This window comes from Francisella noatunensis subsp. noatunensis, from assembly GCF_009823375.1.
In the GTDB taxonomy this organism is placed as follows: domain Bacteria; phylum Pseudomonadota; class Gammaproteobacteria; order Francisellales; family Francisellaceae; genus Francisella; species Francisella noatunensis.
The window spans coordinates 1-10,021 of sequence record NZ_WBSX01000064.1; the positions used below are offsets into that span (position 1 = coordinate 1).

The window sequence follows — 10,021 nt, forward strand, 5'->3', positions numbered from 1 at the left end:
TTTTTAACTTTACAGGATAGCTTATGATTATTTGAAGTTCTGCGGCTTTGATATAGCTTCTGTGCTATCTCAGCATTATAGTCACTATTTATACTAGTGCGATTAAGTTCCTTTTTTATAGCTCTTTCACTATAGCCAATTTTATTGGCTATTTGAGATGTTTGGTATCCTAATTTAAGTAATTCTTCTATGCAATATCTATTTGAAAGAGTTAAGTGCTTTGGCATTTTTTAGTTCCTTATCGTTTATTTTAGTTTCGTCAAAACCTAATAAACTATATTTGGAACTCTCTTTCAACTATTTAAAACTTTCAGAATACAATCTAGCATATTATTTTTTACATGATTATTTAATTTAAGTATATTTTTCAAAAAAAATACACTTTTTGAGTCTTTTTATGATTTTTTTTAGAATTTAACTGTAACGAAAAAAAGAGAAAATAGCGATTATTTAAGTCTAACTACTAAAACATCAACATTAGCTTCATGTAAGATGCTATTTGCTGTAGAGCCTAAGAAAAATCTACCAATAGCACTTTTTCTATGACTTCCTACAACGATCAAATCATTTTTATTCTCAGCTGCTTTTTCTAATAAACTATTAGCGATACCACCTATCATTATTGACTTCTCTCCAGTGATACCATTTTTCTCAGCAAACTTCTCTATTGCGTGCTCAACTTTCTCAGTTTCATATGTCATCAATGAAATACTGTCATTAGGTATAACAAAAGCAGTGTCAATTTTTGAACCATAAAGTTTTGCTATATCTTTTGCTTTCTCAACCACTATACATGAGTCATTTTCAAGATCAGTAGGTACAAGCAATCTTTGATAGTTATGCGCTTTACTTGCTTCTTTTTCATTCTCACTAACTCTCACAGTTAGCACGTCACATTTTGCTTTATGTAGAACAGCATTCGCCACTGAACCTAGAAGTAAATTTATACCATGAGTTGCATGAGAACCTAAAACTATCACATCACAACAGCTCTCTTCAGCATAATCAACGATTTCAACAGCTGGATTACCAACAAGTACTTCGTGTTCAACCTTGATACCTGAAATCTTAGCTACAAGCTTATCCAAAGCTTCTTTTGCTTCTTGCTCTATAGAGTGCTGAAAATCAACTATAGATGGTGCAAATGGAGCTACACAATCAATAACTGTAACAACCTTTAAAACTTCTGTATTATTCTTTTTAGCGAAATCTACTGCAGAGTTAATAACGATGTCTGCATTTTCATAAACATTCACAGCTAATAAAACTTTTTTGTATGCCATTAGGATTCTCCAAATTTGTTCTTCCTTCAATTTCCATTATAACAAACAAAAATAAAAAATCATTTAATTACGCATCAAATCTTGGTTTTATAAACAGCTTTAAAATAATGCCAAATCTTATTTGTTAGAGGCTTCTCTAGCTCAAAGATATACTCAACAAACTTTTTTTCAGTGATTATTTCTTTGGCAACTAGACACTTGGCAACTATACCAAGATAAATATAACTATTATCTTTATTTACTCGTGCGAAAACATAGCTTTTATATTGATTTTGACCAATTGTCTTTTCTAAACGATCACCAAGAGTCTTACCTTTTTTTGAGTAATACGAAAAAGTCTGTTTTGAGAGAAACTTATTATCATATATATCAAATTTTTTATTCTCATCAAATGTCATAAACAGTAGTACTTTATCTTCAAAAGATCTATATCCAGCAAGATTAACTCCTCCATTGGCATAATCTTGATTAAATAGATGGGCAATTTCTTTTTTAGAGTATTTTGCATATAACAATAATCCATGAGACTTATTGGGACTATATTTTTCAAAAAAAACTTTTTTATTATAGTCTATTAAATCTTTAATTTGCTCATACAAGAATCTACTTTCATCAATAACATCTGATATCAGTAACCTAATCTCTTGTCCATCTACAGATATTAGAGGCTCATAATCTGCTCTACCGGCATTTACTGTAAATATTTTCAGAGACAAATGCTCTAGTGCATTTGCAAAACTTATAATGTCAAAATCATCTAAACTATCACGTAACACTGCTTCTAAATAAGCTTTATTAATAGTTTTGAATTTCAAAAGCTCCTCTAAAATTAAAATCTCATAAAGCCTTTTTGCTGGAGTAAACTCTTTAGAAATAAATTTTATAATATTGTATTGTCGTTGATTTAAAATCAATACATCTTCTTTAAAAGCTTGCAAAATATCATAGTAAGTATCTTTAGTCGATAAAATAACCTCTGGTGAGATAAAGTTATATTCCTGAAAGTCTATTAATCTAGGAACTCTACCTAGTTCTTTCTTTAACTGAACATAATCTTTTTTTATATTTTTTAGTTGCGAGAAGTTTGTCCTTTGAATATTTTTATAGATTATTTCCTTAGCAATATTACTAAAGGTAATTGTGCTTTCACCAGCTAAATAATTATTTGGTGAGACTACAAACTTTTTAAGCTCGTCCTTGTCATAACTATTATCTCCACTTAATGCCACAGGAATGAGAAAATTGTTGTTATAATTTGCGATAAAGTCCAAAATCACAACAAAGTCTTTAGACTTATACTTACGCAGTCCACGCCCTAATTGCTGTATATAGACTATAGCACTTTGAGTAGGCCTTAGAAGGATAACCTGATTAACACATGGAATATCAATACCCTCATTAAAAATATCTACTGTAACAATAATTTCAAGTAACCTACTCTCAAGTTCACCAATAGTTTCTTGCCTTACACGCTCTGAGTCTTGACTTGATAAAGCTTTAGCTTTGATACCTCTTTGACTGAGCTTAGTCGCAAGCTGTACTGCCTCATCAACATTACTAACAAACATTAAAGCTGATCGCGATTTGCCACTATAACCATAGAAATTAGCCTTATCAATAATATGCTCAACTCGTTGGTCACTAATTAATTTAGAAAAATCTTTCGCAAAAACCTCTTCTGATTCTAAATAAAAATCCTCTATAGCAAAATAGTGAAATGGACAAAGAAAATTATATTCTAACGCCTGATGAAGCCTGATTTCATAAGCGATGTTATAATCAAAAAGCTTAAAGATATCAGCATTATCACTCCGCTCCGGAGTAGCAGTCATCCCAAGTAAAAATTTTGGCTTAAAATGTGATAAAACTTTTTTATAACTTTGTGCTTCTGCATGATGAACTTCATCAACTATAATATAGTCAAACTCATTTGTCTCAAAGCTTGCTAATGTTTTAGGGCTTTTTAGCGTTTGTACCGTAGCAAATAGATAATCTGCAGGATCTTTGATTTCTCCAGTATACAGACCAAGTGTTTTATCTTTTATCACTTTTTCAAAAGTCTCTTTTGCCTTTATTACAATGTTTGTACGATGCACTATAAACAAACACTTTTCCGGCTTTACTTTTGCTACATCAAAAGCACTTAAAAAAGTTTTTCCAGTCCCGGTGGCACTAATTATTAATGCTTTATTTTTGCCTTGCTGTCTTAATCGATCCAGATTCTCTAATGCATCTTGCTGAATCTTATTAGGAGATATTTTAGTATCGATAGGTCTATAACTAGCGATATTGCTACTTATTTGTTGATATATTTGACTATATTGCTGAATGATATCTCTAGCATATTCTGCTTTAGCAAAAAGATAATCAAATTCTGCTAAAATTTGCTCCGTTGTTGAGTCATTATTAGAAGTTTCAAAAAGCAGATTCCATTCGTTATTAACTGTAAGTGCTGACTGAGTAAGGTTTGAGCTACCTAGAATTATTCGCCAACTATCCTTATTACGAAAAAAGAAACCTTTGGCATGAAAATTATCATCACTAAGAACTTTTAACTCGATATTATTAAATTCCATGAGCTTCTCAAGAGCTTTAGGTTCTGTAAAATTCAGATAACATCCTGTTAAGATTTTGCCCTTTACACCTTGAGCATTTAATTGACGTAAAGTCTCTAAAATGCAAATAACTCCACCTAAAGTCACAAAAGCAACACTTATAACAAACTCTTCACAGTCTTCAAGTTGATTAATAATTTCAGTAAGTATCTTAGAACTTTTAGAGTTTGTGAGAAATCGCTTTGTATCGTGAGACATTTGTGGTTACATTTTTACAGGTACAGTTGAATCGAGATTTCTTTGACCATTTTGACTTTTACCTCAACAATATAGATTATTTGTATCTTTCTCAATACCACAAGTATAGGTAGTTGCCATGCTTAACCTGCTGAACTCATATCCGTCTGGACCTTCTGAGGCTTATCAAAAAGACCTTTTTCACCATTACCAACCTCACCATTAGTACCATCACCCCAACAATATGCATGACCCTCTTCATCTAAAGAGCATGCATAGTGAGCTTTTGTATATACTTTCTTGAAGTTAATACTATTATCTATATCTACTCTTAAAGGCTTTTTGACTTTTTTTGCATTAGTATCACTACCTAATTGCCCTCTTTTATTACTACCCCAGCAATAGACATCTTTTTTATCATCAAGAGCGCAATTAAAATCATCTCCCTTACTTACATCTTTAACATCTTTTAGCTTCTTGTAGTGTCGCGATATCTTTTTTACTGCATCTTTGTCGGTATGTTTAGAGCTAGTATTGATACTATAATTTTCACATTTTAACTCCCCATCACCATCAAATCTGCAGTTGTAACTATTAGAGTCATCTTTAGAGAATTTATTGTTATACTTCTGTATTTTTCCATCATCTCTATAGCTATTATTTTCATATGCAAAACTACTATCTGTTGAATGATCATAGTCTCCAAAAAAAGATTGTGTAAATGTAGTATTAGCAAAAGCCATACACAAAAATGACATCAAGACTGTCGAAATAACAATTCTCTTCATAAATAAATTTTAATTTAAAGCTACTAATATAATATTAAGTAATAATCAAATAAAATACTAGTGATTACGCTTTAGGTGGAAATGTTTTTTGCTCACAATAGCGAAGAAAACCAAAGAATATCTCTTCTTTCGTATAATTATCTCTATCGACATAAGGCCTTGTTATCAATATCGGATAACAGCCTGCTATCAAGCAAGCAAGACATCCTGTTAGCAATCTATCATCAACGAGTGCTAACTCACTAGGCTGGCAACCAAGCAGATTAATTATTTTTTCTAGACCATCTGGGTATGGTTTTTTTGCAACACCTGATATAAATCTTATCTGTGGAAAATATTTTTTAAAGTATTCTAGTCGCTCTTGAGTAGGTTTATTAGAAAGAATGAAAACTCTATCTTCTGAAAAATTAGTAACAAATTTTGTAAGCCAACCCATAACTTCAGGATGCATTTCAGGCTTACCATGACTTGCCAAAACCCCATCAAAATCTAGAGCAAGATATTTAACCTGATTCTTAGTCAGCATCTCCGGAGTTAAATTTATTATAGTCTCCAAATGATTAGTATCAGATAATCTTAGAGCTTTTCGATACTTAAACATCTGCCTTAGAGTATAAAACGCACGCTGTAGCATAATATTTTATTTTTATAGTTTTATATTTATAGTATAGCAACAAAACAATCTATTAGCACAAATGTGTTTTTTTAATTTATGCTAACTAAAATTCTTAAAAAATTATATATCCCTCTAATTTGTCTACTAAGCATATCTTTAGGTATCAGCTCACAAATAGTAAATACAAACTCTCAAGACTACTACAATAACGCTGTAATTTTTGCAAAAGAACTCAAAGATAAAAATATCTGTGATACGGATGAAAAATATTCTTTAGAGGACTTCTATAAAGGCCTAAAAGATAAAATAAATAATCAAGATAACTTTTTGCTAAAAAAACATGATAATAAAAAAATTAGCTTTTCGATAGGATATAAAACCGGAATGAGTAGTCTTAAGAAAGGCTTTCTTTTTAGTTCAAGTCCAGCCAAACTATACAATCCTAAAATAGTTTTATCTGGCATCTCTGATCATTACAGCAATACAAAACCTAAATTTAAGCTCATAGAAAGCACTAGGCTTCAAGAAATTCTCAATAGTGATTCTCAGACTCTTCCTAAAGATATTAGCACTGATCAGTTTAACTATAGTTTAGGTTTTAATTTATTTGAAATACCAAAAAATTACAGCTCATCAAATATTGTAGACAATAAATCTTTCATTGAAGGTATGAAAGCAGGTCTAAACAATGATAAATATAATCTTTCAAAGCAACAAGTAGCTGAATTTAGTTACATCATGGGCACTTTCTATAGCACTAACCTAGATAATGAACAACATAGAGATGCTTTTTTAGAGGGATTTAAGAGCGAACTAGCTAAACAACCACAGAGGTTCGATAAAGTTTAAAACCTTAAATTAGCTATTAAATATCTTTTTTGACGGTCAATGCTCTCTCATAAATGTCATTTTTTTTAGCTCCTGTGAACTTAACCACTAACTTAACTGCTTTTTTAACCGGCATATCATCCAGTAAATCTTTTAGTAAGTCATCAATATCAACACATAGGTTACTACTCTGATCACTAATATCATTGCTATTATTACAGTCGATAACAACAACGAACTCTCCTCTTATAATATCGGGATTATTTTTAAAAAAATCACAGACTTCCTCTACAGAACCAGCAACAAATTTCTCAAACTGCTTTGTAAGCTCCTTAGCAACAACAATATTGTTATGAGGCATTATCTCTAACAAATCATCTAAAAGATATGTAATTCTATGTACAGATTCATATATTATTACTGTTGCATTTGCTAATTGCAGGTCACGAATCTGCTGTTGCCTTTTAGCCTGTTTCGCTGATAAAAATCCTTTGAACAGAAAGCTATCCGAAGGTAAGCCTGCCGCAGATAATGCCGTTATCAATGCACTAACACCTGGTACAGGTACAACCTTATGTCCGCTGTTACGTAAGCTTGCAACTATCTTATAACCTGGATCTGAAATTAATGGTGTTCCTGCATCACTTACCAAAACTATGCTATTATCATTGCCTAAAAGCTCTTTGACATACTCAACTCGTGACTCCTCATTAAAATCATGACATGAGATCAACTTCTGATCACCACGAATATTGAGATTCGTCAATAGCTTAGCAGTCATACGTGTATCCTCTGCTAGAATCACATCTGCACTACTTAGAATACTCACAGCTCTATAAGTTATATCTTGCAAATTCCCAATAGGCGTTGCTACGACATAAAGAGTTCCTTTTTCTATACTATTCACCTATCATACCCACCAAATTTGTAACATCTCCCGCTCCTTGAATTAACACAACCGTATTATCATACACAAGCTTCTCTAAGAAATAGAGCACATGATCAAAACTATCAGCTAAAAGTGCTTGGGGAATATCTTTGATAAGATCTTGACTCTCAGCCCCTTGTATAACTTGCTCTCCAGCTGAATATGTTGGAAGTATTATTAGTTGATCAGCTAAAGATAATGCCTTTGGCCAGTCTATAAGCAAGTCTCTATTGCGTGTGTATCTATATGGCTGAAAGACATGTATTATTTTTTTATTGGGATACCTATCTCTAACAGCTTCAAGACTGCTTGTAACTTCCACAGGATGATGCCCATAGTCATCAATAACAGAGATTCTATGACTTGATATCTGCTTATCATAAATATCAAACCTTCTTGCAACACCTTTTACACTAGCTAGTGCATTATAGATATCTTCATATCCAAAACCCAAATCCAAACACACTACAACACACGCGGTAGCATTTTGAACATTATATTTACCAGGTAATTCTAGTTCAAAATCATACTTACCTGATTTGTACTCAACTGTGAAAGTAGTTAAGTTATCACGCACCCTATAATTATATATTCGAGCGTCTGAATTTATCGTGAAACCATAAGATACAATATTTCCTACTACTCGCAAACGATACTTATATAGCAAATCATTGCAACCGTAATCATCAACACACAAATATATATTTTCGATACTTTCTTTCATCAAAAAATTTACAAAGCTCTCAAGTAAATTGTCATAGCTATTTTTATATGTCGACATGTGATCAAGATCAATATTCGTAACTATTGCAACATTTGGATTTAGATATAAAAATGAAGCATCACTTTCATCTGCTTCTATAACTAACCTATCTGTACCATTTACCTGAATATTTGAGTCAGCATATTTGACCACTCCACCAACAACAAAACTACTAGTTGTATCAAGCTTACATAGCAATGTCGCTAGAATACTTGATGTCGTAGTCTTACCATGAGTTCCGGTGACTGCGATACTATACCTAAAATCTTTCATTAATAATGCTAGAAACATAGCTCTTTGCAAACACTGCACTCCCAAAACACGCGCTTTTGATAACAAAGGATGGTTATCAAGAATAGCACTTGAGTACACTACCATATAGTAATCTGAAACATCAACACTATTAGGACTGGAGAATATTGAAATACCCAAAGACTCTAACTTAATAGTTAATTTATTTGGAATACTATCATAGCCGGCAACATCAGCACCAAGTCTTTTTGCTGCAACAGCTAACGCCGAGACGCCAATACCACCAGCACCAAGGAACAATATTTTTTTCTTCAATCTAACTCTCAGAAGCAGTTATGCTAGTAGCTACCATTTATGAATATTTTAGCACAACGACTACTTTAGTCATAATCCTCGCCAATACTTAAATACTGCAAGACTAAGCTCTTTTAACATTCCTTTACCATCTGCAGCATCAATACCATTATCTTCGCACCATTTTGTAAAAATAGTCCCACCATCTGAACTATACATCAAATCATAAGCAAATGCGCTTTTATTAAAGTTTGCTTTTTTTATAGGAAGCAATTCACCATAAATACTTGATGATGTTGAATTAATCACGATATCAAAAGACTCTTTGATATCACCAAAATCAATCACATTTATTTTAGCTTCTGATTTGAATAAATCTTTTATCACTTCTGCTTTTGCTTTAGTTCTATTAGTAATACTTACAGATAATGGCGACTCTTTAATAATCGCAGCAACAACTGATTTGGCAGCTCCTCCAGCCCCTACTACAAGAACTTTTTTATCCCTAAAATCTATTTTATAATTATTCTTAATATCATTAACTATACCCAAACCATCATAGTTTAGGGCTATCATTTTACGATCCTCAGTAAAAACAATATTACTAGCAGCTTTAACTGCCTTAGCAGTATCATCGGCATCATCTGCCAAATCGTATACTTTTTCTTTATGTGGTACAGTTACACTTAATCCTTTAATTTGAGAATTATCACGAAACTCCTGAATCTTTGTTTCTAAATCTTCTGGATTAACTTCAATAGCTGTAAAAAGTATATCTTGATTATATTGCTTTGCTAGCTCCATTTGAATTTTAGGAGATAGACTATGTTTAACCGGATAACCGATTACATGATATAGATCTTTCATGCAACAAAAAACTATTTATAAAATTTATTGAAATTATACCATAGTAACGCTAGATTGTATTCTCAATGTTTATAGAGATACCAAAATGTACTTCATTAGGTGTCAAGTAATTTAAACATTTCTTAGGTCTATTATTCAAGTCTATCTGTAACTTTCTAATGTATTGATGAGATATATTGTTAAAGTTAGTACCTTTAGGTATAAATTGTCTGATATACCTATTCATGTTTTCATTAGTACCTCTTTGCCAAGGACTGTATGGATCAGCAAAGAATACTTTGATGCCAGTCTTGCTAGTTAGCTTCTTATGTTTAGCAAACTCTTTACCATTATCAAATGTAGCTGTTAATATTTTATGACCATTAGATACTTTGTACAATATTCTATTGATTGAATTAGCTGTTCTATCTATAGACTTGGCTAAAATAGTAAATCTGCTAGCTCTATCGACCATTGTTACAATAGCACTTTTATGGTCTTTACCAACAATAGTGTCACCTTCAAAGTGATAAAGATTTTTTCTATTAGCACTGCTAGGTCTTTCAGAAATACTCGCTCTATCCTTTATCTTAACTTGTTTAGAGTCACCTTCTTTTTTGTATTTATATTG

The 10,021-nt window shown here is 31.9% G+C and carries 9 protein-coding genes and 1 pseudogene; 1 reads left to right on the forward strand and 9 read right to left on the reverse strand.

Translation table 11 applies throughout. The features are described from left to right. From F8C69_RS06320 to F8C69_RS06340, 5 genes and pseudogenes are all read right to left on the reverse strand, one after another. On the reverse strand, positions 1-227 hold a 227-nt coding region (locus F8C69_RS06320; RefSeq protein WP_159184567.1), incomplete at its 3' end, for a helix-turn-helix domain-containing protein. A gap of 219 nt (positions 228-446) precedes the next feature. After that, positions 447-1,283, reverse strand: coding sequence for a universal stress protein (locus F8C69_RS06325; RefSeq protein WP_159184610.1), 837 nt, complete (start codon positions 1,281-1,283; stop codon positions 447-449). A 74-nt stretch (positions 1,284-1,357) separates the two neighbouring features. After that, positions 1,358-4,096 carry a DUF3427 domain-containing protein gene (locus tag F8C69_RS06330; protein ID WP_159184611.1) on the reverse strand — a complete coding sequence of 913 codons (2,739 nt, stop codon included), beginning with the start codon at positions 4,094-4,096 and terminating at the stop codon, positions 1,358-1,360. Positions 4,097-4,159: 63 nt separating this feature from the next. Continuing rightward, positions 4,160-4,863 (reverse strand): annotated as a pseudogene (locus F8C69_RS06335) (RCC1 domain-containing protein). Between the two features lie 64 nt (positions 4,864-4,927). Then, a complete protein-coding gene (locus F8C69_RS06340; RefSeq protein ID WP_159184612.1) occupies positions 4,928-5,497 on the reverse strand; it encodes a YqeG family HAD IIIA-type phosphatase in 570 nt (189 codons plus the stop codon). A 78-nt stretch (positions 5,498-5,575) separates the two neighbouring features. Here F8C69_RS06340 and F8C69_RS06345 point away from each other — a divergent pair, with 78 nt between their 5' ends. Continuing rightward, complete coding sequence (locus F8C69_RS06345; protein ID WP_159184613.1) at positions 5,576-6,328, forward strand: hypothetical protein; 753 nt, start codon at positions 5,576-5,578, stop codon at positions 6,326-6,328. A 16-nt stretch (positions 6,329-6,344) separates the two neighbouring features. On the opposite strand, the gene rsmI is transcribed toward F8C69_RS06345, so the two are convergent. From rsmI to F8C69_RS06365, 4 genes are all read right to left on the reverse strand, one after another. Then, positions 6,345-7,214 carry a 16S rRNA (cytidine(1402)-2'-O)-methyltransferase gene (gene rsmI / locus F8C69_RS06350; RefSeq protein ID WP_159184614.1) on the reverse strand — a complete coding sequence of 290 codons (870 nt, stop codon included), beginning with the start codon at positions 7,212-7,214 and terminating at the stop codon, positions 6,345-6,347. Then, complete coding sequence (gene murC / locus F8C69_RS06355) at positions 7,207-8,565, reverse strand: UDP-N-acetylmuramate--L-alanine ligase (protein ID WP_159184615.1); 1,359 nt, start codon at positions 8,563-8,565, stop codon at positions 7,207-7,209. The genes rsmI and murC overlap by 8 nt, the downstream gene beginning before the upstream one ends. A gap of 69 nt (positions 8,566-8,634) precedes the next feature. Next, positions 8,635-9,411 (reverse strand): shikimate dehydrogenase, encoded by a 777-nt coding sequence (gene aroE / locus F8C69_RS06360; protein ID WP_159184616.1) that lies wholly within the window; start codon positions 9,409-9,411, stop codon positions 8,635-8,637. Between the two features lie 49 nt (positions 9,412-9,460). Continuing rightward, a partial coding sequence (locus F8C69_RS06365) for an IS30 family transposase (protein WP_159183759.1) occupies positions 9,461-10,021 on the reverse strand: 561 nt, incomplete at its 5' end.